The 26,255-nt window shown below is 40.6% G+C and carries 21 protein-coding genes; 12 read left to right on the forward strand and 9 right to left on the reverse strand.

The window, feature by feature from the left end; translation table 11 throughout:
- The first annotated feature begins 166 nt into the window (after positions 1–166).
- Positions 167–763 carry a glutathione S-transferase family protein gene (locus tag ACTJJG_RS14700; RefSeq protein ID WP_032012858.1) on the forward strand — a complete coding sequence of 199 codons (597 nt, stop codon included), beginning with the start codon at positions 167–169 and terminating at the stop codon, positions 761–763.
- Positions 764–811: 48 nt separating this feature from the next.
- Here the strand turns inward: ACTJJG_RS14700 and ACTJJG_RS14705 are convergent, their stop codons facing one another.
- Positions 812–1,516: a TIGR04219 family outer membrane beta-barrel protein gene (locus ACTJJG_RS14705; protein ID WP_080776796.1), complete on the reverse strand. Its 705-nt coding sequence runs from the start codon at positions 1,514–1,516 to the stop codon at positions 812–814.
- A 638-nt stretch (positions 1,517–2,154) separates the two neighbouring features.
- On the opposite strand from ACTJJG_RS14705, the gene ACTJJG_RS14710 reads away from it, so the two are divergent.
- Together ACTJJG_RS14710 and ACTJJG_RS14715 are read left to right on the forward strand one after the other, a co-directional pair.
- Positions 2,155–3,633, forward strand: a complete 1,479-nt coding sequence (locus tag ACTJJG_RS14710; RefSeq protein ID WP_002119149.1) for a sodium-dependent transporter — start codon at positions 2,155–2,157, stop codon at positions 3,631–3,633.
- Positions 3,634–3,645: 12 nt separating this feature from the next.
- Positions 3,646–3,789: a methionine/alanine import family NSS transporter small subunit gene (locus ACTJJG_RS14715; RefSeq protein WP_002119126.1), complete on the forward strand. Its 144-nt coding sequence runs from the start codon at positions 3,646–3,648 to the stop codon at positions 3,787–3,789.
- A 39-nt stretch (positions 3,790–3,828) separates the two neighbouring features.
- Here the strand turns inward: ACTJJG_RS14715 and rsmB are convergent, their stop codons facing one another.
- Both rsmB and fmt read right to left on the reverse strand, forming a co-directional pair.
- Positions 3,829–5,133, reverse strand: a complete 1,305-nt coding sequence (gene rsmB / locus ACTJJG_RS14720; protein ID WP_032012856.1) for a 16S rRNA (cytosine(967)-C(5))-methyltransferase RsmB — start codon at positions 5,131–5,133, stop codon at positions 3,829–3,831.
- The gene (gene fmt, locus ACTJJG_RS14725) at positions 5,130–6,092 is read right to left on the reverse strand and encodes a methionyl-tRNA formyltransferase (RefSeq protein ID WP_032012855.1); all 963 of its coding nucleotides are present in this window, start codon (positions 6,090–6,092) and stop codon (positions 5,130–5,132) included. Before fmt ends, rsmB begins: the two co-directional genes overlap by 4 nt.
- A 347-nt stretch (positions 6,093–6,439) precedes the next feature.
- Here fmt and ilvD point away from each other — a divergent pair, with 347 nt between their 5' ends.
- The 3 genes from ilvD (at position 6,440) to ACTJJG_RS14740 (ending at position 10,681) form a co-directional block, all read left to right on the forward strand.
- Positions 6,440–8,269: a dihydroxy-acid dehydratase gene (gene ilvD, locus ACTJJG_RS14730; RefSeq protein WP_005804318.1), complete on the forward strand. Its 1,830-nt coding sequence runs from the start codon at positions 6,440–6,442 to the stop codon at positions 8,267–8,269.
- Between the two features lie 313 nt (positions 8,270–8,582).
- Positions 8,583–9,872 carry a hypothetical protein gene (locus ACTJJG_RS14735; protein ID WP_032012854.1) on the forward strand — a complete coding sequence of 430 codons (1,290 nt, stop codon included), beginning with the start codon at positions 8,583–8,585 and terminating at the stop codon, positions 9,870–9,872.
- A 77-nt stretch (positions 9,873–9,949) separates the two neighbouring features.
- Positions 9,950–10,681 (forward strand): sulfite exporter TauE/SafE family protein, encoded by a 732-nt coding sequence (locus ACTJJG_RS14740; protein ID WP_005804320.1) that lies wholly within the window; start codon positions 9,950–9,952, stop codon positions 10,679–10,681.
- Positions 10,682–10,689: 8 nt separating this feature from the next.
- On the opposite strand, the gene ACTJJG_RS14745 is transcribed toward ACTJJG_RS14740, so the two are convergent.
- The 4 genes from ACTJJG_RS14745 to ACTJJG_RS14760 form a co-directional block, all read right to left on the reverse strand.
- Positions 10,690–11,580, reverse strand: coding sequence for a LysR family transcriptional regulator (locus ACTJJG_RS14745; protein WP_016802698.1), 891 nt, complete (start codon positions 11,578–11,580; stop codon positions 10,690–10,692).
- An 80-nt stretch (positions 11,581–11,660) separates the two neighbouring features.
- Positions 11,661–12,956, reverse strand: a complete 1,296-nt coding sequence (locus tag ACTJJG_RS14750) for a solute carrier family 23 protein (RefSeq protein ID WP_032012852.1) — start codon at positions 12,954–12,956, stop codon at positions 11,661–11,663.
- 297 nt (positions 12,957–13,253) lie between these two features.
- Positions 13,254–15,938: a phosphoenolpyruvate carboxylase gene (ppc, locus tag ACTJJG_RS14755; RefSeq protein ID WP_032057160.1), complete on the reverse strand. Its 2,685-nt coding sequence runs from the start codon at positions 15,936–15,938 to the stop codon at positions 13,254–13,256.
- Positions 15,939–16,108: 170 nt separating this feature from the next.
- Entirely contained in the window at positions 16,109–16,732 is a 624-nt protein-coding gene (locus ACTJJG_RS14760) for a TetR/AcrR family transcriptional regulator (RefSeq protein ID WP_002119184.1), read from the reverse strand.
- A gap of 148 nt (positions 16,733–16,880) precedes the next feature.
- On the opposite strand from ACTJJG_RS14760, the gene ACTJJG_RS14765 reads away from it, so the two are divergent.
- The 4 genes from ACTJJG_RS14765 (at position 16,881) to dnaJ (ending at position 22,842) form a co-directional block, all read left to right on the forward strand.
- The gene (locus ACTJJG_RS14765) at positions 16,881–17,987 is read left to right on the forward strand and encodes an efflux RND transporter periplasmic adaptor subunit (protein ID WP_005804324.1); all 1,107 of its coding nucleotides are present in this window, start codon (positions 16,881–16,883) and stop codon (positions 17,985–17,987) included.
- Positions 17,984–21,109 carry an efflux RND transporter permease subunit gene (locus ACTJJG_RS14770; protein WP_032057158.1) on the forward strand — a complete coding sequence of 1,042 codons (3,126 nt, stop codon included), beginning with the start codon at positions 17,984–17,986 and terminating at the stop codon, positions 21,107–21,109. The genes ACTJJG_RS14765 and ACTJJG_RS14770 overlap by 4 nt, the downstream gene beginning before the upstream one ends.
- Positions 21,110–21,248: 139 nt before the next feature.
- Positions 21,249–21,626: a membrane protein gene (locus tag ACTJJG_RS14775; protein ID WP_002119294.1), complete on the forward strand. Its 378-nt coding sequence runs from the start codon at positions 21,249–21,251 to the stop codon at positions 21,624–21,626.
- A 103-nt stretch (positions 21,627–21,729) separates the two neighbouring features.
- A complete protein-coding gene (dnaJ, locus tag ACTJJG_RS14780; RefSeq protein ID WP_002119101.1) occupies positions 21,730–22,842 on the forward strand; it encodes a molecular chaperone DnaJ in 1,113 nt (370 codons plus the stop codon).
- Between the two features lie 114 nt (positions 22,843–22,956).
- Here the strand turns inward: dnaJ and ACTJJG_RS14785 are convergent, their stop codons facing one another.
- Positions 22,957–23,310: a hypothetical protein gene (locus ACTJJG_RS14785; RefSeq protein WP_002119225.1), complete on the reverse strand. Its 354-nt coding sequence runs from the start codon at positions 23,308–23,310 to the stop codon at positions 22,957–22,959.
- Positions 23,311–23,493: 183 nt separating this feature from the next.
- Between ACTJJG_RS14785 and dapB the strand changes: the two genes are divergently transcribed.
- Together dapB and ACTJJG_RS14795 are read left to right on the forward strand one after the other, a co-directional pair.
- Complete coding sequence (gene dapB, locus ACTJJG_RS14790; RefSeq protein ID WP_002119175.1) at positions 23,494–24,315, forward strand: 4-hydroxy-tetrahydrodipicolinate reductase; 822 nt, start codon at positions 23,494–23,496, stop codon at positions 24,313–24,315.
- 50 nt (positions 24,316–24,365) lie between these two features.
- Positions 24,366–25,019: an START domain-containing protein gene (locus tag ACTJJG_RS14795; protein ID WP_002119284.1), complete on the forward strand. Its 654-nt coding sequence runs from the start codon at positions 24,366–24,368 to the stop codon at positions 25,017–25,019.
- 41 nt (positions 25,020–25,060) lie between these two features.
- Here ACTJJG_RS14795 and ACTJJG_RS14800 read toward each other — a convergent pair whose 3' ends face one another.
- Positions 25,061–26,251, reverse strand: a complete 1,191-nt coding sequence (locus tag ACTJJG_RS14800; protein WP_005066574.1) for an MFS transporter — start codon at positions 26,249–26,251, stop codon at positions 25,061–25,063.
- Positions 26,252–26,255: the final 4 nt, after the last annotated feature.

Consider the following 26,255-nt stretch of genomic DNA (forward strand, 5'->3'; position numbering starts at 1 on the left):
CGCCAGCTCATTATTCTAAACACCCCCGTTCCAATGAATGGGGGTGTTTCTTTATTGCGATAAAAAATTTGTGCGGAGAATAAATATAAAAATACTAAGGAAGAGTTGTGCTATAAATAATAAGAAAATTAATCTTTTAAGTATGCATAATAAGGGAAGAGCATCTATGATAATTTATGGTGATGTCGGTTCGGGTAACTGCTATAAGATAAAACTATTACTTTCCTTATTAAATATTAATCATAGATGGATCCACGTTGATATTTTAAACAAAGAAACTCAATCAGCTGATTTTTTGTCCTTAAATCCTAATGGAAAAATACCTGTATTAGTCCTAGAAGATGGTCGTGTTTTGAGTGAGTCGAATGCTATCTTAGGTTACTTGGCTGAAGGAACAAAATTTATTCCTACAGATCCTTTTATTAAAGCAAAAATGTACCAATGGATGTTCTTTGAGCAGTATAGTCATGAACCATTTATTGCAGTTGCACGTTTTATTAATAAATATTTAGGGTTACCACCAGAAAGAATAGAGGAATACCATAATTTACAGCCAAAAGGCCATAAAGCACTATCTATTATGGATAAAGCTTTAGTAGATCACGACTATCTTGTTGGAGATCAATTAACTATTGCTGACATTGCCTTGTATGCATACACGCATGTCGCGGAGGAAGGTGGTTTTGATTTGGAGCTATATCCAAATATTCAAGCGTGGTGTCAAAGAATTCGAGAATATTTAGGTTATGTAGATATGATTTAAATAAAAAAGAACTCATATCGAGTTCTTTTTTATTTCTGAAATTCTGATTTAGAAATGTGCTTCTAGACCTACATATGGGCCTTTAAACTCAAATTTAAGGTCATTGTTATCGTAGTCATCTAAGTCAATATTAAGTACGCGATAGCCTGCTGTTAGACCCAGATCAATGAGTAAGTTATCTGCAAATTTATATTTTACTTCTGCCAGTGCATCTGTAATTCGTGCATCGTCAAAGTTTGTATAAGTTGCTTCACCTTTAGCACTTAAGCCTGTAAACGGAAGTTTTACTTCACCTGACAAATAAGCAATAGGATATGTTTTATCAATATCCACGCGATTACCTGTATACGCAGTAATATCACCATTTAATACAGTTGCACCAAGACCAGCATCTACACTTACGATATTATCTAGTAATTCGTAGTAGAGGATAAAATCGCTATGATCTAGATCAACTTTATAGTTGGCTTGACCTAAAGTTTCTGATTTAGTTTCGGTATCTAAATTTACATAACGAATTTTTGCATTTGGAATAAATGGGATTGGGTGTTCTACTGCTAATGAGATTTGAGCACTACCTTTTTGATCTAAATCTTGATCTTCAGGTGATTGAGAAGACATATTAGCTTTACCGTCATAAAACCAGTAACTGACGTCTCCTTTTACTCCTACCAAGTCTGCTTGAGCAAAGCCACTTAAGCCCATCCCGAGCGTTAATAAAGATATTTTTAATATTTTCATTTTTACATCCACATAAAAGAAATCTTTGAGCGCATGATATAGACATCTTGCTACAGATGCATTGATAAAAAATAAGGATCTGAGATGTGTGATATGAATAAATTTTTAATCCTTAAAAAAGTTTATTTATTTCAAGGAGTTAATATTTTCTATTTAATTTAAATGAATTTAATCTTGTAGAAAATTTAGTATAAATTTTGTCAATCGTACTGACTTATTAAATTTTAATTGATAACTGGAGAGTTAAAAATAAATTAGTGGATAAGTTGAGTAATTAAAGGAGCTTTTTTAAGAGTTGGCAGAAAATGTCATTGAACAATAATGTTGAGCTACAAGTAGTAGAACGTAAATATTAGCTGAAAAATAACCAATTGTGAAAAAAACTCAGAAAATTCGTAAAATTTCTGACGGAAATTACAGTAAAAAGAAATAAAAACAGGTATTGTTCAGCTATATAGGGGCAAAAAATGGACAAAAATCTTTAAGGAAGAATTTTCTATTTTTGCTTGTTTGTTAAGGGAATAAAAATACTCAAAAGGTGCTTTTTATTTTCTACAAACACAAAAGTATTTTTTGGTTCTTTTTTTGCATGCGGAATAACAATCAACAATAGCAGTAAAAATAAGTAATCTTTTAACATTAGGTGTTCTATGACAGATTCTCGTGAAAACTGGACGTCACGATCTGGTTTTATTATTGCAGCCGTTGGTTCGGCTGTAGGCTTAGGTAATATCTGGCGCTTTCCATACGTTGCTTATGAAAATGGTGGTGGTGCGTTTCTTATTCCCTATCTATTGGCACTCATTACTGCTGGTTTACCGTTACTATTTTTAGATTATGCGGTAGGACATCGTAGTACTGGTTCACCTCCTAAAGCTTACCGTGCCCTATTTAAAGGCGGGGAAACATTAGGTTGGTGGCAGGTTTGTGTCTGTATCATCATTGGTTTGTACTATGCAAGTGTGCTCACTTGGGCTGGTAGTTATGTTTACTTCTCTATTGGCCAAATGTGGGGAAGTGATCCAGAAGGTTTCTTCTTTAATACCTATTTGCAGACCACAAAAGCAACCGGTTTTGATTTACAATTTGTAGGTCATTTATTCTGGCCAATTGTTGGGATTTGGGCACTTACTCTAATCATTCTTTATGGTGGTGTGAAAAAAGGTGTGGAATTATCGAATAAGATTTTCATGCCTTTATTATTCATTCTCTTCACTATTTTAGTGATTCAATCATTACGTTTACCAGGCGCGGTTCAAGGCTTAAATGCTTTCTTTACGCCGAACTGGTCAGCAATGATGGATTATAAAGTTTGGTTAGCTGCTTATGGCCATACTTTCTTCTCCCTCTCTGTCGGTTTCGGGATCATGGTGACTTATGCATCTTATTTGAAACCAAAAACGAATTTAACAGGTTCTGGTTTAATCGTTGGTTTTGCTAATGCATCAACAGAGATTTTGGCTGGTATTGGTATCTTCGCAGCGCTTGGTTTTATGGCTCATGCGGCAGGTACTGAAGTTAAAGATGTGGTGAGTGGTGGGATTGGGTTAGCATTTATTGCATTCCCTAAAATTATCTCAAGTTTAGGTACTGGTGCCGATTTATTTGGTTTCTTATTCTTCTCTTCACTTTTTGTCGCAGGTATTTCTTCGATGGTGAGTATTTTGGAAGTACCTATTGCAGCAATGCAAGATAAATTGAAATGGGGCCGTAAAAAAGCTGTAACCATTATCGGTGGTGGTAGTGCGCTTGTATCAATTATTTTATTCTCAAGTGTAAACGCAATTAAGCTGGTTGATATTGTTGACCACTTTATCAATAACATCGGTATTATTGGCGGTGCTTTACTTTCTATTATTGCCGTGACTTGGTTTAAACGTTCTGCACTGAAAGAACTTCGTGATCACGTAAATCGCATCTCAACTATTCAATTAGGTAAGGGGTGGGATTTCACTTTAACAGTCATTACATCATTAATCTTGTTAACTACTCTCAGTATGACTGTATTTAATTTGATCAAAAATGGCTATGATACTTATAGTATGAGCTTACAAGGTGTATTCGGCTGGGGCAGTGTGATTTTCTGTGCAGTCGTTGCAATTGTTTTAAGCAAAATGAAAGATCGCTAGGGGGACAGAATAATGAATACTTCAGCAATCGTAATGATGGTAATTTCGATGGTGTTTTTATGGGGTGGCTTGGCTTTGTCCATTATCCATTTATCGAAACATCCTGAAGAGTTAGATGATGTTTTAGAAGAAGTAAAAGATCAGCACACACTTTAATGCTGATCAAGTAAAAAAGCAGGCTTTAAGCCTGCTTTTTTATACAATTTTTTGGATTTTACAATAATAAAATCCATCACCAGACTGCGCTTGTGGCAGTAATTGGCGACCATAGGTTTGCTCGATTCCCCAGTCAGCATCAATCTTGATCTCTTTTGCATTTGGATTTTCAGCAAAAAAAGTCATCATTTGCTGTTCATTTTCAGCTTTTAAAATTGAACAGGTGATGTAAAGCAATGTGCCGCCAACTTTGAGCTGTTGCCACATGTGGTCCAAGATCTGCTTTTGTAGTTCAATGGTTTGAGCTATATCGGTAGATTGGCGCAATAGGCGTATGTCAGGATGACGACGAATAACTCCTGTAGCAGAGCAAGGTGCATCGAGCACGATACAATCTACTGGCTGTGCAGGAGTCCATTGAGTTGCATCGGCTGCCAAAATCTCTGTATGACTTTGATCAAGTGCTAAGCGATTTAAGTTCTCAGTTACACGCACTAAACGGCTTGGGTCCTGATCAATCGCAATGAGCTGAGCTGGTTTAAACTTTTCAAGTAAATGAGCAGTTTTACCACCTGGGGCAGCACACGCATCAACTACTATTTTATCGTTCAAATCTGGCAATAATGTTGCGCAAAGCTGAGCGTGTTCATCTTGTACAGAAAACCAGCCCTGTTCAAAACCATGTAACTGAGTGATTTGTACAGATTGTTCAAGAACAATACCTGCTTCAGACAAAGTACATGCACGTGCCTGAATTTCTAAACTTTGTAGTTTTGCTAAATAAGCATCGCGGCCAATATGACGCTGGTTCACCCTTAAGGTTAAAGGCGCGACTTGCTTCAAAGATTGGCAGAGAGATTCAGTTTGTTCACCCCAATCCTTTTTTAACCGTTTGAAAAGCCAGCTTGGTAAGCCATGCGCCTGCTGTAAGCCTTGCTGAAAGTCATCAGTTTCACGAGTAGCTCGGCGTAAAATTGCATTAATAATACCGCTGAGTGCAGGGAAACCAAGTTGTTTGGTTGCATCTACTGTTTCTGAAATAGCGGCATGCGCTGCAATACGCGTGCATAAAACTTGATAAAGACCAACATAAAGACAGGTTTCTACTGCCTCATTATTTAAAGGCTTGCTGAGTAGCGGTAGGCTAATTGATTTAAGTGCAAACCATTGACGCAATGTACCTAATACAAGCTCATGAAACAAAGCACGATCACGCTCTGCGACCTGATTCAGCTGTGTATTTAAAATACTAGCGAGTGATTGGCCTTGCTGAACTTTTAGTAACGTCTGGACGACTTGAGCACGCAGGTTAAAACGTGAGGAATTTGAGGTAACCTGACTCATGGCAAAATTTGTCCTACATGAAGTTTTTGAGTTTGTGCAATTTGTTGAGCGTTTAATGCTTTGCCACCCGGCCACTGCACGCTAGTCAGACAAATAAATGTATTTTCACCGCAAGCAACGTGCACACCTTGTTTATCGATTGCAATAATTTCACCAGCTTGAGCATTCGCTTTGCTTTGGCTAGATACTAAAGAGTTCCAGACACGTAGAGCATTATTTTCATCAAGCTGAACAAAAGCGACTGGCCAAGGGTTGAATGCACGTATATTTCGGTCAACTTGAATAGCATCAATTGCCCAATCAATACGAGCTTCTGATTTTACGAGCTTATGAGCATAGACCGTTAAGCTTTCGTCTTGAACTTCGCGTTCTGCCAAATATTTTTGTAGTGTTTCTTCTGACTCAAGTACCGCACAAATTGCTGTTGCACCTTGAGCTGCGAGTTTGTCATGCAAAGTTGCTGAGGTATCTTCGGCAGTAATTGGACAGTATGTTTTATACATCATATCGCCTGTATCTAAACCAGCAGCCATTTGCATGATAGTGATACCAGTTTCGTCGTCACCTGTTGCAATCGCACGCTGAATTGGTGCTGCACCACGCCAACGAGGTAATAGTGAGCCGTGAATATTTAAACAGCCATATTTAGGTGTATCGAGCACAGCTTGTGGAAGGATCAAACCATAGGCTGCAACCACCATCACATCAGCACCTAAAGCTGCCAGTTCTTGTTGAGCTGCTAAACCTTCTTCGGTTGAAGCTTTGAAGTGAAGGGGTTGATAAACAGGGATATTATGCTCAAGAGCAAGTTGTTTTACAGGAGATGGCGTTAGTTTTTGTCCACGACCCGATTTACGATCTGGCTGAGTATAAACCGCGATAATTTCATGGGAAGTTTTTAATAAAGCCGCCAATGCTGTTGCAGCAAATTCGGGGGTGCCAGCAAAAATAATTTTCACAAATGCAATCCAAAAAGAGTTTAGGCGTAGTATACGTGAAAAATGATTGAAGCCCTAAAAGCATGGCGATTGAGCATTTTAGTTTTTAAATAGTGAACAAAAAATTATTGAAAAACTTTTATTGATAAAAAAAGGTTATGAAAAAATAAAAAATTATTCATGTAAGTTTTGCTAAATATTGACTGTCTATTACTGTTCTTGGCTTTCCGAATATTATTTGCTTCTATAGAATGGAGAATGATCAAATTATGATGATGAGTCAATATTCCGACTGATCTAACGCTATATCAGTATCATTCGCCAGAGCGGGAAAAATTCCGCTCAAGCACAACTTGTTGGAAACACTAATGCCTGACTATCGTTCAAAAACATCGACACACGGAAGAAATATGGCTGGCGCACGTGGCTTATGGCGTGCAACAGGAATGAAAGATGAGGATTTCGGCAAACCGATTATTGCGGTGGTCAACTCATTTACTCAATTTGTGCCGGGCCATGTACATCTTAAAGATCTAGGGCAGCTTGTCGCAGCAGAAATTCAGGCAGCAGGTGGTGTTGCTAAAGAGTTTAATACGATCGCAGTAGATGACGGGATCGCAATGGGGCATGATGGCATGCTTTATTCACTACCATCACGTGATTTGATTGCTGACTCAGTTGAATATATGGTGAATGCACACTGTGCAGATGCCATGGTGTGTATTTCAAACTGTGACAAGATTACTCCGGGAATGCTCATGGCTGCGATGCGTCTGAATATTCCTGTTGTTTTCGTGTCTGGCGGACCAATGGAAGCTGGTAAGGTTAAGTTCCGCGGTAATGAAAAAGCGATTGACCTTGTTGATGCAATGGTTGTTGCGGCTGATGAAAGTTATACAGACGAAGAAGTTGAGGAATTTGAACGTTCGGCATGTCCAACCTGTGGTTCATGTTCAGGGATGTTCACTGCAAACTCAATGAACTGTTTAACAGAAGCTTTAGGTTTATCTTTACCGGGTAATGGTTCGATTGTTGCGACGCATGCAAACCGTAAAAAACTATTCTTAAAAGCAGGCCAACTTATTGTTGAATTGGCTAAGCGCTATTACGAACAAGAAGATGCAAGCATTTTACCTCGTTCGATTGCAACCAAGGCTGCATTTAAAAATGCGATGACCCTTGATATTGCAATGGGTGGTTCAACCAATACCGTTCTGCATTTATTGGCTGCGGCAAGTGAAGCAGAAGTTGATTTTACAATGGATGATATTGACGAATTATCACGTCGAGTTCCTGTATTGTCGAAAGTAGCGCCTGCAAAACAAGACGTTCATATGGAAGATGTTCATCGTGCTGGCGGTATCATGGCGATCTTAGGTGAACTTGATCGCGCGAATTTGCTTGATGTATCTGTACCGACTGTACACGAGAAAACTTTAAAAGATGCATTAGATAAGTGGGACATTATTCGTACTGAAGATGCAGACGTTTATGAATTCTATCGTTCATCACCAGGTGGTGTTCCAACTCAAGTTGCATTCTCGCAAAATCGCTATTATTCAACATTAGATGGCGACCGTGAAAAAGGCGTTATCCGTAATGCAGAAAATGCATTCTCTAAAGATGGTGGTTTAGCGGTTCTATACGGCAACATCGCGCTTGATGGTTGTATCGTGAAAACTGCAGGTGTTGATGAATCAATCTTGAAATTTACTGGTACAGCGCGTGTATTTGAGAGCCAAGATGCGGCTGTAGACGCAATTTTGGGTCATGATATTAAAGCTGGCGATGTGGTTGTGATTCGTTACGAAGGTCCACGTGGTGGTCCGGGTATGCAAGAAATGCTTTACCCAACTAGCTATCTTAAATCGAAAGGTTTAGGAAAAGACTGTGCATTGGTAACAGATGGCCGTTTCTCTGGTGGTTCATCAGGTCTTTCGATTGGTCACGTTTCACCAGAAGCGGCTGAAGGTGGTGCAATTGGTTTGGTTGAAGATGGCGATACTATTGAAATCGATATTCCAAACCGTACGATTCACTTAAACGTTGATGATGCGACTATGGCACATCGTCGTACAGTGCAAGAAGCGAAAGGCTGGCATCCGAAAGAAGAACGTAAACGTAAGGTATCAAAAGCGTTAAAAGTTTATGCAATGCATACAACAAGTGCAGCGAAAGGAGCTGTACGCGTTCTATAAAATATTCAATTTTAATAATTGATTATGAATCATGCACCCTTTGACAAGATGAATTGCTATCATGTTAAGGGTGCATTTTTCATGTCTGGTAAATAAAATCAGCTTGTAGAAAAAGGTGTTTTTAGATCATTCTATGGGTTTGCCATAAAATGGTGATAAAATCTTCACCTACGTAGAAACTTGCTAAAAACATGACTTATTTTCTGCGTAAACTAAGGTAGTTATATTTCAATCTCGACTACTGTTTTACCTTGCACTATGATCAAAACAATCTTTGATCTCGCTTAGGATTTATTTTTTAGAGGCACAACTCATGTCACTGCTACGCCGTTGGTTTGACCCTATTCGATCGAGCTGGTTTTACCAAAAGCCTTCTCGTCAAGCGGTGTTACCCACGGAAAATGGTTTAAGTATTTATTTACGACTTGATGATGTGTATAGCTATTTGGCTGTTCAGCAATTGTCTCAGCTAGATGAAATTTTAAGTGATGAACTTAAGCCTTTAAAAATTATTATTTCGCATACGGCTTCTGAACCTCCAAACAGCATGTCGCATGAAGAGTGGCAGAATTATTGTCTGAATGATGCCAAGATATTAGCCAAACAACATCGTTTCGGTTTTGATGAATTTCCAGAAATCCCAAGCCCAGAATCTTTAAAACAAGCGGCAGTCATATTAAAAAGAACCCCATTACAAGGTCAGAACTTCTTCCATCTATTAGAAGATATTTTTCACATGCTTTGGCAACAACAATATGGAAAGTTACGAACTTTACATGCCATGGCAGTTAAACATCAGCTTCCTCAACATTTTTCAGAACGCATTTTTACGGATGAGCCTGTACCTGCGGCATACTTTGAATTTGGTGGACGTAAATATCACGCAGTAGATGATTTATTACGTTTAACTCGTCGTCTGAAGCAGCAAAAATTACTGACGGGTAATCCAATTTTTTTAATTAATCATATCGAATGGCGTGAACATTTGATTAATGATGCTGAGGCACTTACCGAGATTCAGACCCTTCATCCTGAGCTTGATATTTATATTGCTTTAGAAGACCCAATGAGCTGGTTGTTACTTACCTACATTAAAGAAGAGCTGGCTGATTATTATGATATTCAACTAAAAGTTTACCCTTTAAGTTATCAAGGTCGAGACTGGTTTGACTGGAGTTTGGCGACACGTGTTTCTAAACGAACAGGTGTGGCCTTTACACCATTTTGTCGTCCTACTGAGGAAAGCACATTAGAGATGGCAAAGCTTTTCTATAGTGTGCAAGAGAATCAGCAAATCGATACAATTTTTACAATATTGCAGGCAGTTTGGACGAAAGGAAAAGATTTATCTTTCTTAAAACATTTTCAACAGTTACAGCAGCAACTTGGGATTGAGCAGCTAACCGTCCAAGATGTGCAATCTGTTTTGGCGCAGAATGATGCACTTTGCAAAGACAAGCATCAGCCTGATTTACCGGTTTTAGAGCTGCGTATTGATGGTCAGACCTACGTATTTAATAGCTTGTATCGTGTGTGGATGATCGAAAGTATTTTTAGCAATGTATTAGAAGAAAAATATAAAACAGCCTCAACTTTTAATTGAGGCCTACTCCTAAAAACAAGAATAGGGCAGTACCTGTTTTTTCCGTAGCATATTCTTTAAGGAATCGGAGATAAACAGTGACTTTTTTAGCAATTATTATAGTGGTCTTTGCCTTCGCTGGCATGATTAAAGGCATGATCGGTTTAGGATTGCCCGCGGTATCGATGGGCTTACTCACCATCGCAATGAGCCCTTTTCAGGCAGCATCTCTGCTCATTGTCCCTTCAATGGTCACCAACGTCTGGCAGCTTTTTGCTGAAGGACATGTCTGGGCGTTTATTCGCCGTTTCTGGACGTTGCTTGTCGGCATTATAGTAGGTTCTATATGGAGCTTTTTACCTACTTTAAGTCAAAGTCATGGGCATAGTAGTGAAATTTTATTAGGCTGTATGTTGGCCTTATATGGACTCTACGGTTTGTGCGTGAAGAAACTTCCACACTTAGGAAAGTATGAACGTTGGCTATCACCGATTATTGGATATATCGGCGGGGCAGTGACTGTAGCAACTGGTGTCATTATTATTCCAATCGTTCCTTATTTGCAGTCTTTACATTTAAAGCGTGATGAGTTGGTTCAGGCTTTAGGACTAACGTTTACTGTCTCTACCATTTGTCTTGCAGTCTTTTTACACCACAACCCGATGTCGGGAATGACATTGGATTATCGTTTATCTTTTGCTGCATTATTGGCGGCTCTCGTTGGAATGTGGTTAGGTAAAAAAATCCGTTATCGGTTAAATGAGCAGTTATTTCGCCGTATCTTTTTTATAGGTTTGGTGTCATTAGGTCTTTATATGATTTTGCATTAAGCTAATTTTTAAGGGCGATGTTGCAATAAAAAATCTGAAAATTGTTTATAACTGTTAGGCAGTTGATTGAAATTTTGTGTGGCCAAAAGCAGTTTACGATTTGCCCACGCGCCTAGCAGTTGAATGGAATGAAAGTCATAGTCCGATTGCAAACGCTGGGCAGCACGAGCCGGCATAATCGCAATTCCAACGCCTTTGGCGACTACCTCAGCAATCGCCCCAAAATTAGGTAAGCGCAAACGGTACTGTATGTTAAAGCCCAATAGCTTAGCTTGAGTTTCGATGGACTGTTGCAACGAATGGTGGGGTTTAAGGCCAATAAAACCATAATTTAAAGCCTCTACCAAATTCAGCTCTTGGTGTTGAGCTAAATTGTGAGTAGGAGGACAAATCAGAACTAATGGATCGCTAGCAAATTCCTTAGTTTGCAAATGTCTGGTATCAAAAAAACTTGAGACTAGCCCAAGATTTGCAACTCCTTGCGTTAATACCTCTACAATTTCTGAACTTTCTGCCTCATGTAAATCAATACTCATTTCGGGATGAAGCACCAAATATTGTGGTAATAACGGAGGCAAATATTCGCTTTGAGCAGAAGAGTTACACCAAAGCGTTAATGACTCTGTTGTAGGCGGCCTAAACCTCTGCATTTCTTGTTCGAGCTGCTCTTTTTGTGTCATCAGTTGACGGGCATGCTCTACAAACGCGTGTCCCGCTGTGGTGAGCTCCACTCCCGTCGTCTGGCGAATAAATAAGGGCGTTTCAAAATATTGTTCGAGTTTTTTTATACGTTCACTGGCGGCTTGAAGTGAAATTGCAGAGCGGTCTGCACCTTTGGTTAGACTACCTGTAGAGACAATATGAAGAACCAGCTGTAAATCAAAAAAATCAAAACGCATGACAAGGAACGTATTGAAGGCTAAAAAGTCATCATACTAAATCGTAATAAAAAAAGGCAGCTTGCGCTGCCTTTTTGAATTTAGGTTTTATCTTTTAAACTAAACAGCCAATTTAAAATAATGGCTGCAAAAGTTGCGGTACCAATACCACCTAAATTGAAATTACCAAACAATAATTCAAAGTTACCAGCACCTAAAATAATCGTGACCGAAGCAACAATTAGATTTTTATTGTTAGAAAAATCAACTTTGTTTTCGATCCAGATTTTGGCCCCAGCAATGGTAATTAAACCAAACACAACAATAGACGCGCCTGTTAAAACAGCACTTGGAATAGTACTAATAACCGCGCCAAATTTTGGAGATAGACCTAAGAAAATTGCAAAGACACCTGCGATGACGAAAACAATAGTTGAGTACACACGAGTGACTGCCATCACACCAATGTTTTCACCGTAAGTAGTCATCCCTGGAGCGCCGACACTACCAGATAATGTTGTTGCCAAACCATCTGCAACAAATGCTTTACCTAATTGTGGAGTCAGGTTTTCACCAGTCATCGCGCCAACAGCTTTAATATGTCCTAGATTTTCTGCTACTAAGATAAGCGCAACTGGCGCAATAATTAGCATAGCATTCGTGTCAAAAGTAGGATGCGAAAAGCTTGGAATCCCAAACCATGCGGCTTGTGAGATCTGGCTAAAATCGATTGGTTTACCTAAACCTAGCCCATTGGTGGTGATGGCATAAATTGCATATGCCAAGATCAAACCAATCAACAGAAGCAAGCGTTGCAATAGGCCACGAGTAAAGACTGCAATACTGCCCATACAAAGTACAGTAATTAAGGCCATCCACATTTCAAATGGTTGGCCTGCAACACCTTTAATCGTAACAGGTGCAAGGTTCAGACCAATAATCATCACAATGGCACCAGTCACCACAGGCGGCATGAGTTTTTCAATCCAGCGTGTACCAGTAAGCATCACGATAAAACCGATGATGGCATAAAAAACACCACATGCTACGATTCCACCTAAAGCCATAGATAGATTTGGATTGGCACCTGAACCTGTAATATGCCCAGTTGCAGCTGCAACCACCCCAATAAAGGCAAAACTTGATCCTAAGTAACTTGGAACACGACCACCTGTAATTAAGAAAAACAGAATGGTACAGATTCCAGACATTAAAATAGCAAGGTTAGGATTAAAACCCATGAGTAAGGGTGCTAAAACAGTCGCTCCAAACATAGCAAATGCATGTTGAATACCCAAAACAGCACTTTGAACGGGTGGGAGATATTCATTGGTAGAGACTGGCCGATGGTCAATATCACCTTGGTAAGGCTGCCATTTTGGAAACCAATTGGACATAAAATAAGCTCATTATTCTTTAATTGCTGCCATGATACTCTTTCTTGAGAGTGCATTTAATCTCTAGAGAGAAGTATATGAGTGAAAAGTAATTATTTTTTAACGATTGGTATAATTTTAAAAAAACTAAATGTGCGTATTTAGTTATTTTTTTCTTATAAAGATTAATTTTATGATTTTTAAAAAATATTCAAAAAAATAGAAAATCGGAGAAAATTTAAGAAAAATAAAGAACTTTGCAAGTAAAAAGCAGCACATCGAGATGCACTGCTTTATAAAACAATTGGTAAAATTAGCTTAGCCTGTATTACGTAAGCCAGCAGCGATACCCGCAATACTCACCATAAGTGCATGGTCAACAGGAGTGTGCTCTGCCTGACGCTCAGCAAGATAATCACGACGGCGCTTCATGAGTTCAGCCTGTAAAAGATGCAAAGGAAGTAAGTATGGTTTACGAACCTGCATGGATTGATCAAGAACATCATTATTACTCAGAAGCTTTGATTCATCTTTTAAGGTTAATAAAGTTTGCACAGCATCTTTTAGTCGTTGGCGTAATTGGTTACCAAGAACTTTCAAATCTTCATCTTCAGTCAGATGAGACTCGTAATAGAGTGCAATGTTGGCATCGGATTTAGACAATACCATTTCCAGCATATCAATGAGTGTCTGGAAATAAGGCCATTGCTGGAGCATTTCATCAAGTGTTGCTTTTTGCTGATCTGCAATCACTTCATTAATGGCAGCACCTGTACCTAGCCATGCAGGCAACATCAAACGGATTTGTGTCCAAGCAAATACCCATGGAATCGCACGTAAAGACTCGATGCCGCCACTTACTTTTCGTTTTGCAGGACGCGAGCCTAAAGGCAACATCTGTAATTCGAGTTCAGGCGTAACGGTCCGTAAATACTTGACAAAATGTGGGTTTTCACGAACTGTCTGGCGATAGACCTTAACAGAATGATCAGTCATGCGATTCATGAGTTCACGCCACTCAGCCTTAGGCTCTGGTGGTGGTAATAAGGTCGCTTCAAGTGTTGCTGCGGTATAGATTTCAAGGTTTTGCATGGCAATACCTTCTAAACCGAATTTGAAACGGATCATTTCACCTTGTTCTGTGACACGAATTGCACCAGAGATCGAACCCGGCGGCTGTGAGAATAGAGCTTGTTGGGTTGGTGCGCCACCACGGCTAATTGATCCGCCGCGACCATGGAATAGTGTCAACTGTACGCCGTGTGTTTGAGCAATTGCAGTCAGCTCTTCTTGAGCACGATATTGCGCCCAGTTGGCAGACATGAAACCGGCATCTTTTGCAGAGTCGGAGTAGCCGATCATGACTTCGTGTTTACCCTGAATGTGCTGTTTATACCAATGCATATTGAACAGCGTATTCATGGTAGTTGCAGCGCCATCTAAGTCTTTTAAAGTCTCAAATAGAGGAACTACACGTAAAGGATGCTGAATACCTGCTTCTTTTTGCAATAACAACACAGCTAAAACATCACTTGGATATTCAGCCATCGAAATAATATATGCTCCTAAAGACTCAGGTGGTTGGTCTGCCAAAGTACGCATGGTTGCAAATACTTCTTGAACATCTGGATGACCAATCAAACTCCCTTCAGGCTCATTAATATATTTCGGTAAAAGCGGGCGTTTACTTTGTAATTCTTGAATGAGGAAATTTTGGCGCGCTTGTTCAGTCCACGATTCAAAATTACCTAAACCTAAATATTCGGTAATGGCTGAAATCGCTTGGCGATGACGGCCTGATTCTTGGCGAATGTCGAGTTTAAGTAATTCAATACCAAAACAGTTCACACGGTAGATAAAGTCGAGCAGTTGACCATTCGCAATTTCAGGTAGGTTACTGTCGATTAAAGAGCGATAGCACAGCAATAATGGTTGTAAAAGCTCATCTTTACTTTTAATGACATTGCTGTCATCAGCTTCTAAGCCTTGTAAACGCTGAGCTAACCAGTGGCGAGTTGCTTTTAAACGCTCTCGTGTAGCACGTAAATATTCACGATAAGGTTCTGCATGTTGGCTACCAATTGCTTGAATCATTTCTTCAGAACACGTCTGGATTGAAAGTTCCCAACGTAAGTTTTCGATATCTCTTAAATAGAGATCGGCAGCTTGCCAGCGTGATAACCACAGCACTTCTTGGGTAATTTGATGGGTAACATTTGGGTTGCCATCACGGTCTCCGCCCATCCAAGATGCGAAACGTACTGGTGCAATATTAAGTGGTAAATTGAGTTGGCAGTTTTCTTGAACTAATTCATTTAACTCGCGAATGAATTTAGGTACAGCATTCCAAAGTGTTTGCTCAATTGTGGCAAATCCCCATTTTGCTTCATCGACTGGAGTTGGGCGATGCTGTCTGATTTCATCTGTTTGCCAAGCCGAACTAATTTGTTGCTTTAAATTCGCAAGTGCATTTTGGCGTTCGCGTGGGGTAAGTTTTTGCTGATCAAGCTGCGAGAGACATGCGTTAATATCATCATATTTCTGAATCAGGGTACGACGACTCACTTCAGTGGGGTGCGCCGTAAGTACTAACTCAATTTTAAGATCGCAAATTTGCTGGAATAGTTTTTCTGTTGAAATACTTTTATCTTTAAATTTTTGAAATAAGTGAACCAGCGGATTCGGAGAGTTTGCATCCGAATCGAACTCTGCCTGTCTGCGGCTACGGACCACATGATATTGCTCGGCAATATTGGCAAAATTGAGGAAATGAGAAAAAGCGCGGGTGAGAGGAAGTAACTCTTCATCGGGCAGTTCTAAAAATAATTGTTCTAGTTGCTTTTCGGCTTCAGCTTGACCATCACGTGCACCTTTGGCAAGAGCACGGATTTGCTCGATCTGATTAAACAGTTCTTGTCCTGCATGTTGTTTTAGGGTTTCACCTAATAAATTACCAAGTAAGCGGACATCCTCACGCAGTGGCGCATCGATTTGCTGAACCATGCTATTTTCTCCTGTTCTTATTCTTATCGAATATAGCGCGATTAACAAACATTCCAAGCTTTGAGCGTAAGAAAATGTGAATTTTTGCTTAAAAAATAACATTTAATTCGCTTATAGTGTCTTAAAAGCTGGCATGCACTCAGCGCAACTTTTGACAATCGGACTTTGGTTTAATTCCGGTATTTGAGCAAGAATAAATTAATTGCGTCACGAATAATTTGCTCTAGCTCCTGTGCATTTGGGGCAGCAGTGATGCCCAGTAAAACCTTGTGATGGCGTACACCAAGCAATAAGGTCAAAAGTAGTTCTGTTTGATAGATCGGATCATCGGCTTGAATGAAACCTAATTGAGCCGCTTTTTGAAAAAACTCAGCTAATTGATTCTCCATTCGTGTATGTGAAGCTTCAAAAAACTGTAGGGCGAGTGGGTTCTGTTCGGCTGCAAGCTCCAACAATACATGATCAAGCTTTAATGCTTCAGGTGAATAAATAATTTGTAAGGCACGTGAACATACAATAAAGAGTGTTTGATAGAAGTCTGCCGATGTATCTAAGTCAAATTGTTTAGTGCACAGTGTCTCTTCACAAGTTTCCGTAATCGCACAGATAAACAGGTTCACTTTATCTTGAAAGTGGTTATAAACCGTGAGTTTAGTAACGCCTGCTTCCTGTGCAATCTGGTTCATGCTAGTACCGTGATAACCGGATTTTAAAAAAATAGCTTTCGCGGCTTGTAGGATACGAGCACGCTTTTCCAGATCTTTGGGGCGACCACTTTGATTAACTGTTTGCACAAAACCCTCTAATAAAAGTTTAGAAAAATAAATATTTATAAGTTTTTTTTAATTAATGTACTCGTAGGTATATTAATTAAAAAACAAACAAATTATGATGCAAGCATATTGTGCCTTAAAAAATCAGTTTGAATAAGAGCGATAAGATATGAATCTGTTAAAACCTCTCATCATGAGTATGGTGATTGTTTGTACGGTCACATTAATGGGATGCAGTAAAGAAGCACCCAAAACAGAAGAAATACCCTATGTGATGGTGGCGCAGCCATTAACCACACTCAATGAACAAAAAAGCTATGCAGGGGATGTGCAGGCTAGACAACAAACGGCTTTGGCATTTCGGGTTGGTGGACAAGTTACGGCGCGCTATGTGGATGTAGGCGACCGAGTTAAAGTTGGACAAGTATTAGCAAAACTCGATGTGGCAGATGCTCAGTTACAATTAAATGCTGCTAAAGCCCAACTGGATAATGCACAGGCTTCAGCAAAAACAGCAGCAGATGAACTTAAACGTTTTCAACAATTACTCCCTATTAATGCAGTGAGCCGTTCGCAATTCGATACGGTAAAAAATCAATATGACGCGGCACAGGCAGCACTACAACAAGCTCGTTCTAACTATGAGGTTTCTGCTAACCAGACAGGTTATAACCAACTCGTTTCTAACAAAAACGGGGTGATTACTGCGCGAAATATAGAAATTGGACAAGTGGTTGCAGCAGGACAAGCTGCTTATCAACTTGCAATTGATGGAGAGCGTGAAGTTGTTATTGGTGTTCCTGAACAAGCAGTTACCGAGATTAAAGTTGGTCAAGGCGCTTGGATCACCTTGTGGTCTAAACCGAATGAAAGGTTTGCCGGATATGTACGTGAAGTTTCTCCGGCAGCGGATCAGTCTCGTACCTTTACAGTGAAAGTTGCACTCAAAGAAGGGCAGTCTGTTATCCAACTTGGACAAAGTGCACGCGTATTTTTTACCTCAACTCAAACCAACGTGATGAGTGTGCCACTTTCGAGTGTTTCAGCAACAGATAATCAGCCTTATGTCTGGGTTGTTAATGCGAATCAAACTTTACGCAAAGTACCTGTAACTGTTGGTGCATATGGCAGAGACAGTGTACCCGTGCTATCTGGTTTAACACCAAATGATTGGGTGGTGATTGGTGGTGTGCATTTGCTACGCGATAAGCAGAAGATTCACCCGATTGACCGTGAAAACCGTGCGGTGAAAATTCAGGGAGCAACCCAACCATGAAATTCAATCTCTCGGAATGGGCATTAAATAATAAAGGTATCGTCCTTTATTTTATGCTGTTACTCGGCATTATCGGCGCGATCTCTTATTCAAAACTCTCACAAAGTGAAGACCCACCATTTACTTTTAAAGTCATGGTCGTACAAACCTATTGGCCGGGAGCAACAGCGAAAGAAGTTTCAACGCTGGTGACTGACCGTATCGAAAAGGAACTGATGACCACAGGTCAATATGACAAGATTATGGCTTACTCCCGCCCAGGTGAGTCGATGGTTACGTTTGTTGCCAAGGACTCGCTGACATCGGCACAGATTCCTGACGTGTGGTATAACGTCCGTAAGAAGGTGAATGATATTCGCCATGAACTGCCAAACGGTGTACAAGGCCCATTTTTTAACGATGAATTTGGGGACACTTTCGGTAATATTTATGTACTGACAGGCAAAGACTTTGACTATGCAATTTTGAAAGAATATGCAGATCGTTTGCAATTACAGCTTCAACGAGTCAAGGATGTCAGTAAGGTCGAATTGATTGGTCTACAAGACCAAAAAATATGGGTTGAGATTTCTAACACTAAAGCGGTGCAGCTCGGAATTCCAGTTACAGCGATTCAAGAAGCCTTACAAAAGCAAAATAGTATGGCAAGTGCTGGCTTTTTTGAAACGGGTACAGACCGTATTCAAATTAGAGTAAGTGGTCATCTACAAAACATTGATGAAATTAAAAAAACACCTTTATTGGTCGGTGATAAAACCATCCAGCTTGGTGACGTTGCTGATGTTTATCGTGGTTTTAGTCAGCCTGCTCAACCACGTATGCGTTTCATGGGTGAAAATGGTATTGGCATTGCCGTTTCGATGCGTAAAGGCGGTGACATTATTGCCCTTGGTAAAAATCTAGAAACAGAATTTGCCCAACTGCAAAAGACCTTGCCACTCGGCATGAAATTGCAAAAAGTTTCTGACCAACCTGTAGCAGTACAACGCAGTATTCATGAGTTTGTGAAGGTACTCGCTGAAGCAGTCATTATTGTCTTGTTAGTGAGTTTTTTCTCTTTAGGCTTCCGTACGGGATTGGTGGTCGCTTTTTCTATTCCATTAGTTTTAGCAATGACCTTTGCCGGTATGAGTTTATTCGATGTCGGACTGCATAAGATTTCACTTGGTGCTTTGATCTTGGCGTTAGGTCTGTTAGTCGATGACGCCATTATCGCCGTCGAGATGATGGCCATTAAGATGGAGCAGGGCTATAGCCGAATTAAAGCCGCCGGATTTGCGTGGAAAACTACCGCATTTCCGATGCTCACGGGAACATTGATTACCGCGGCAGGTTTTTTACCGATTGCTACGGCTCAGTCTAGTACAGGCGAATACACACGCTCTATTTTTCAGGTCGTGACCATTGCTTTATTGGTGTCTTGGATCGCGGCAGTTTTATTCGTACCTTATTTAGGTGAAAAGCTATTACCAGATTTTACCAAGTTAGGACATCAGGCCCCTTGGTATGTCCGTTTGTGGGCAAGATTAACGAAAAAACCGCAACCGCAAACTGTGGCAATTTCACAGGACCATCATTACGATCCTTATCAATCTAGTTTCTATTTACGTTTTAGAAAGATGGTCGAGTTTTGTGTGACCTATCGTAAAACCGTGATTGCAACGACAGTGGGGATTTTTGTACTCTCTGTGCTGATGTTTAAGATGGTACCTCAGCAGTTTTTCCCGCCTTCAAACCGTGCCGAGATTTTAGTCGATTTAAAGCTTGAAGAAGGCGCCTCTTTAACAGCAACAGAACAAGCTGTGAAAAAGGTTGAAAAATTCTTGTCGAAACAAAAAGGTATTGATAACTATGTGGCCTATGTGGGTACAGGTTCACCACGTTTTTATTTACCTTTAGACCAACAATTACCACAAGCCAGCTTTGCTCAGTTTGTTGTACTCGCATCATCACTTGATGATCGTGATGACATTCGTCGTTCGTTAGAAACACAAATTAAGCAGTTACTCCCACAAGTCCGTACTCGTGTGTCATTACTCGAAAATGGCCCACCTGTGGGTTATCCATTGCAATATCGTGTGTCAGGTGAAGATTTAAATCTGGTACGTAAAGAAGCACAGCAAGTCGCTAAAGTAATGAGTGAAAACCCGAATACCACCAATGTGCATTTAGATTGGGGCGAGCCAAGTAAGATCATTTCCATTCAAATTGATCAAGACCGTGCTCGACAAATGGGTGTCTCTAGTCTGGATTTAGCGAATTTCATTAATGCATCAATTACTGGTAGTGCGATTGAGCAATATCGTGAAAAACGTGAACTCATTGAAATTCGCTTACGCGGGGACCAAGCAGAGCGCGTTGAAGTGGCTTCACTGGCAAGCTTAGCTGTGCCAACGAACAATGGAACTACTGTACCTTTAGCTCAAATTGCGAAGATTGAGTATAAGTTTGAAGATGGTTTGATCTGGCATCGTAACCGCTTACCGACGATTACTGTTCGTGCAGATATTCGTACCAATTTGCAGCCTGCTACTGTTGTGGGTGAGTTAGCTGAATCAATGGATAAGTTACGTGCTGAATTGCCAAGTGGCTATCTCATTGAAGTGGGTGGAACCGTAGAAGAGTCTGCACGTGGGCAAGATTCTGTGAATGCGGGTATGCCACTCTTCTTGGCAGTGGTCATGACATTACTGATGATTCAGCTCAAAAGCTTGTCTCGCTCGACCATCGTGTTGTTAACAGCTCCACTGGGTTTAATTGGTGTTGTTTTATTCTTACTGTTATTTAACAAACCATTTGGCTTTGTGGCCATGTTAGGCACAATTGCGCTCTCTGGCATGATCATGCGTAACTCGCTTATTTTGATTGATCAAATTGAGCAGGACCGACAAGCGGGACATCCAACTTGGGAAGCAATTATTGAAGCGACAGTGCGTCGATTCCGTCCAATTATTTTGACTGCTTTAGCCGCTGTTCTGGCCATGATTCCACTTTCGCGAAGTATTTTCTTTGGTCCGATGGCAGTTGCGATCATGGGCGGATTGATTGTTGCCACCTTACTGACATTATTTTTCCTACCTGCACTCTACGCAGCGTGGTTTAAGGTGAAAAAAACCGCATAAAATACATAAATTTTTTGTGAATAAAGGTGCGAAATATTGAAAACTCCAATATAGTAGCACCTGTCTTTACACAAAAAATACAGGATTATTTCACTGCATAAAAAATAGGCAAAATGCAGTGAATTGAGGTGAAATACAGATGGGGCAAGACCATATCGAACAGCATCGCCGCTATATAGTAATTTCTTATGCGTTCATGTTTCTTGCATTGTTTACGGTTATTTTTGCGGCCTTTGCTTATTTGGTCGCTCGTAAAGTGGCAGTTGTAGATAATGCAGAAGTTTGGATTCATGCGCATGCGCTATGGATTATGCGCAATGCGATTCTATTTCTATTTATGGCAATTTTTGCTGTTGTCTGGTTTATTCCGCTCTTCTTCTTTGCATGGGACAGCAATCTTTGGGTCACAGCCTCTACAGTTGCTGGTGTAGTTTTTAGCGCTATTGCGTGGTTATTTCTATTAAATGCATGGTTAAAAGGCTTGTCTAAATATTTAAAAAATAAGGCAGTTTTTTAATATATCTATTTTTTGAACATTTCCCCCTTGTAAATTCGGCTAAAGTCCCCCATTTAGTCGGCAATAGAGTATTGATAAAATTCCGTGAGGAGCACCGCCAAAAATGGCTAAACGTGATTATTATGAGGTTTTAGGCGTTTCAAAAACCGCAAGTGATGATGAGATCAAAAAAGCCTACCGTAAATTGGCGATGAAATATCATCCTGATAGAAACCCTGACAATGCCGAAGCTGAAGAGAAATTTAAAGAAGCTGCTGAAGCTTATGAAGTTTTATCGGATAGCGAAAAGCGTAGCATGTACGATCGCATGGGACATAATGCGTTCGAAGGTGGCTTTGGCGGAGGCGGTGGTGGCTTCGGCGGATTTAGTGCAGAAGATATTTTTAGCCAGTTCGGTGATATCTTCGGTGGCGCATTCGGTGGTGGTGGACGTCAACAGCGTCAACGTCGCGGATCAGATTTACGCTATGTAATGGAACTTACCCTTGAAGAAGCTGTAAAAGGGGTGAAAAAAACCATTACCTTTACTGCTCCAGCACCATGTGATGTGTGTGATGGTAAAGGTTCTAAAAATCCAAAAGATGTTGAAACCTGTAAAACTTGTCATGGTTCAGGACAAGTTCGTATGCAGCAAGGTTTCTTCTCTGTACAACAAACATGTGGTACGTGTCGTGGTCAAGGTAAAATTATTAAAAACCCTTGTCAGGCATGTCATGGTTCAGGTGTTGCCGATCGCCAGCAAACGTTGGAAGTTACAATTCCAGCGGGTGTAGATAATGGTGACCGTGTTCGTTTGAGTGGTAAAGGCGAAGCAATTCGTGATGGCCAATCAGGTGACTTATACGTTGAAGTCGTTGTTCGTGAACACGAAATTTTCCAACGTGATGGTGCCGATCTTTATATGGACGTACCAGTAAGCATTGCTGATGCTGCACTTGGTAAAGAAATTGAAATTCCAACTTTGGAAGGTCGCGTTAGCCTGAAAATTCCTGAGGGAACTCAAACAGGTAAATTATTCCGTTTACGTGGCAAAGGCGTTCGTCCAGTACGTAGCAGCATGGTGGGTGATTTACTCTGCCGTATTGTGGTAGAAACACCAGTCAACTTAAATTCTCGCCAACGTGAATTACTTAAAGAGTTGCAAGCTTCTTTTGATGGCGAAGACAGTGCTTCCTCACCAAAGAAAAAATCATTCTTTGATCGTTTGTTCGATTAATGCTTGATTAGACAAGAAATTAAAAAGAAGGCGGATATTTATAAAATATCCGCCTTTTTATTGCGCTGATGTATCTTATTATTTTTATTCTGCTTAAAAGAAAATTACGTCTGCTTACTTTGTAGGGAGAGCAACATCAATATCATTAACACTTACAGTCGGTTCGCTAGAAGCAAGAGTAGGAGCATTTTCGATCACTGGTGCGGCTACTGCTTCTGCCTGTACAGCTACTTTTGGTGCCTCTGCTGCTGTTTCGCCAATAATTGGGTCAATATCTTCAACTTTAACCTCAGCATTGGCATCGCTTGTTTGAGCTGTAGGCGTTGCTGTTTGAGTATTTACGTTTGTTGTAATACGCGCTTTAGATAAGCTTTCTAATGTGTCTCCTGGCTGGATTGCAGGCTCTGCAAATGCCACTGAACTCATAATCCCCATCATTACTGTAAAGCCAATAATTCTCGAATGCATGCTGAACTCCTTATAGTCATCTTTTTCTCATTCGTGGCTCCGTAGTCTGCCGATCAATTCTTTAACTTTTGTGAAAACAGATTAAATTTCGTCCCAACTCAAAAAATAATTTTTACTTTTTAAGATGAGCAAAGAGTTTTGATATAGTAGGTAAATTACGTAAAACCGAAGATTGGGAAGATTATGTCAGCAGCTCCACGCATTGGTATTTTAGGTGCAGGCGGTCGTATGGGCCGTACGCTTATTCAAGCAGTTCAACAGGCAGGCTATCAATTAGCTGCTGCGGTAGAGCGTCCGGAAAGTAGTTTGGTGGGCACGGATGCAGGTGAGCTTGCTGGTATTGGTTCAGTGGGTGTGAAGGTTTCAGGAAACTTGGCAGAAGTTCTTAAAGACTGCGATGTAATCATTGATTTTACTGCACCAGTTGCAACTGCTCAGCATTTAAAGCTTTGTCGTGAAGCTGGGGTTGCCATGGTTATTGGTACAACAGGTATGTCAGATGAGCAAAAAGCTGAGTTAGACGAAGTTGCTACGCATACCCCAGTGGTTTACGCTGCGAACTATTCAGTGGGCGTAAATGTATCAATCAAGTTACTTGAGCTTGCAGCAAAAGTATTTGGCGATACAGTAGATATTGAAGTGATTGAAGCTCACCACCGTCATAAAGTAGATGCGCCGTCAGGTACAGCATTAATGATGGGCGAAGCAATTGCAGATACTTTAGGTCGTAACTTAAAAGAAGTTGCTGTGTATGGCCGTGAAGGGCATACAGGCCCACGTGACCGTCAAACGATTGGCTTTGAAACCATTCGTGGTGGTGACATCGTTGGCGAACACACTGTCATGTTTATTGGTGAAGGTGAGCGTGTTGAAGTGACTCATAAAGCGACTAACCGTATGAACTTTGCTGCTGGTGCAGTACGAGCTGCTGCATGGGTTGTGGGCCGTGAAGCGCGTAAATATGACATGAAAGATGTTTTAGGATTGAACGACGTACAGGTATAAAACCCTGTACGTATTCCATGTGTAGCGAGAAAAACAAGATAGAGCAGAACATGAATAAAAAACAAATTGCCTTGACCACTCTTCTTTGCTTAAGCAGCCTCTGGACGGGGGCTGCTTCTACAGAAAAAGCTAAACTCAGCTTAGACCGCAATAATATTAAAGTCTGGACCTATCAAAAAACTGATAATCCAGTCTTTCAATATAAGGCTGAAACGACATTTGATGTGCCACTTGAACGCGCTGTCGCTGTGATTTTAGATGTAAATCGTGCTGACCAGTGGGTGCCTTATATGGGCAAAGTTGAAATGTTGTCTCAAGATGAGAAAAAAGGTGAGTTCACACTTTACATGGTGTTGGATTTTCCGTTTCCTTTGAAAGATCGCGATGTGGTTGTAAAAGGAAAAATGAGCAAGGCTGCAAATGGCGTTGTAACAATTAAAAATACTGCAATTAGTGGAAATTATCCGATACAACCTGATGTAGTGCGCTTAACACGCTATGAAGGGGATTGGACATTCCAGAAACTTGCAAATAATAAGGTGAAAGTAACGACCAGTGGTTATGCTGATCCTGCTGGTGCAATTCCGTTGAGCTTTGTAAATATGTTTGTTCAACAGCAACCTTACCAGATGCTGCTCAAAATGAAGCGGGAAGTAACCAGTCCGATTTATGAACACCCTAAATTACCAGATATTTTAAAATAAATAGCTTAAAAAAAAAGCGCCTGAGATCAGGCGCTTTTTTATTAATCTGAACACTGCTGTAAAGCTTGTGCAGGGCTGCTTTCGCGTTTGATTTGAAATAAAACCAATAACAAACCTAACCCAGCCAACAATGCGCCAGCAAAAGATACTGCGCTATAACCCCAACCTAGATCGAGTACTAACGCGCCTGCTGCTGCACCTACTGCATTACCTAAGTTAAACGCACCAATATTCACTGAAGAGGCAAGTCCTGGTGCTTCATGAGCGACTGACATTACACGCATTTGCAAAGGTGGTACTAAAGCAAAGGTTGCTGCACCCCAGATCACTAATGCAATGGCTGCTCCAATCTGGCTTTGCGCAAGAATTGGGAAAGTCACCATCATCACAATCAACAGAACCAAGAAACCAATCAGAGTTTTGTTGATAGACAAATCTGCAAAACGTCCACCCAAATGGTTACCAATTGAGAAACCTACACCAATCAGCACCAACATGAACGTAATGAAAGTCGGTGAAGCATGGGTAAACTCAGTCAAACTTGGCGCAATATAGGTGTAGAGTGTAAACATTGCACCTGCACCGAGTACGGTGGTGAGTAGCGCAAGGACCACAGGAGTACGCGTTAATACCTTTAATTCAGCTTTCACATTTGGTTTTTGGGCAACCATACCTTGTGGGAGCGCTTTCCATAAAGCGAGCATGGTAATTACGCCAAGCAAAGAAATCGCAAGAAAAGACATACGCCAGCCAATGTTTTGCCCAACCCATGTTGCTAACGGTACACCACCAATATTGGCAATGGTTAAACCCATAAACATGGTTGCTACAGCACTGGCCTGTTTATGTGCGGGTACAATGCTTGCCGCTACAACAGAGCCAATCCCGAAGAAGGCACCGTGGTTCAGGCTTGTAATGAGACGAGCACCTAATAAGCTCATATAGCTTGGTGAAAACGCTGCGATTAGGTTACCGACCGTAAAGATCGCCATCAGCAAAATAAGCGCATTACGTCGTGCAAAACCACCAAACCACAAGGTCATGAAAGGCGCACCTAGCATGACGCCAAGTGCATAGCCCGTAATTAACATTCCGGCCGTTGGAATTGAAATTCCTAAATCATTAGCGATATTCGGCAACAGTCCCATTGGTGAGAATTCCGTGGTGCCAATGGCAAAGGCACCAATTGCCAATGCCAATAACGAGAACGCCGTATTTGATTGAGTGTTCATGAGT

This window comes from Acinetobacter sp. 22512 (assembly GCF_052044755.1).
Lineage (GTDB): Bacteria > Pseudomonadota > Gammaproteobacteria > Pseudomonadales > Moraxellaceae > Acinetobacter > Acinetobacter pittii.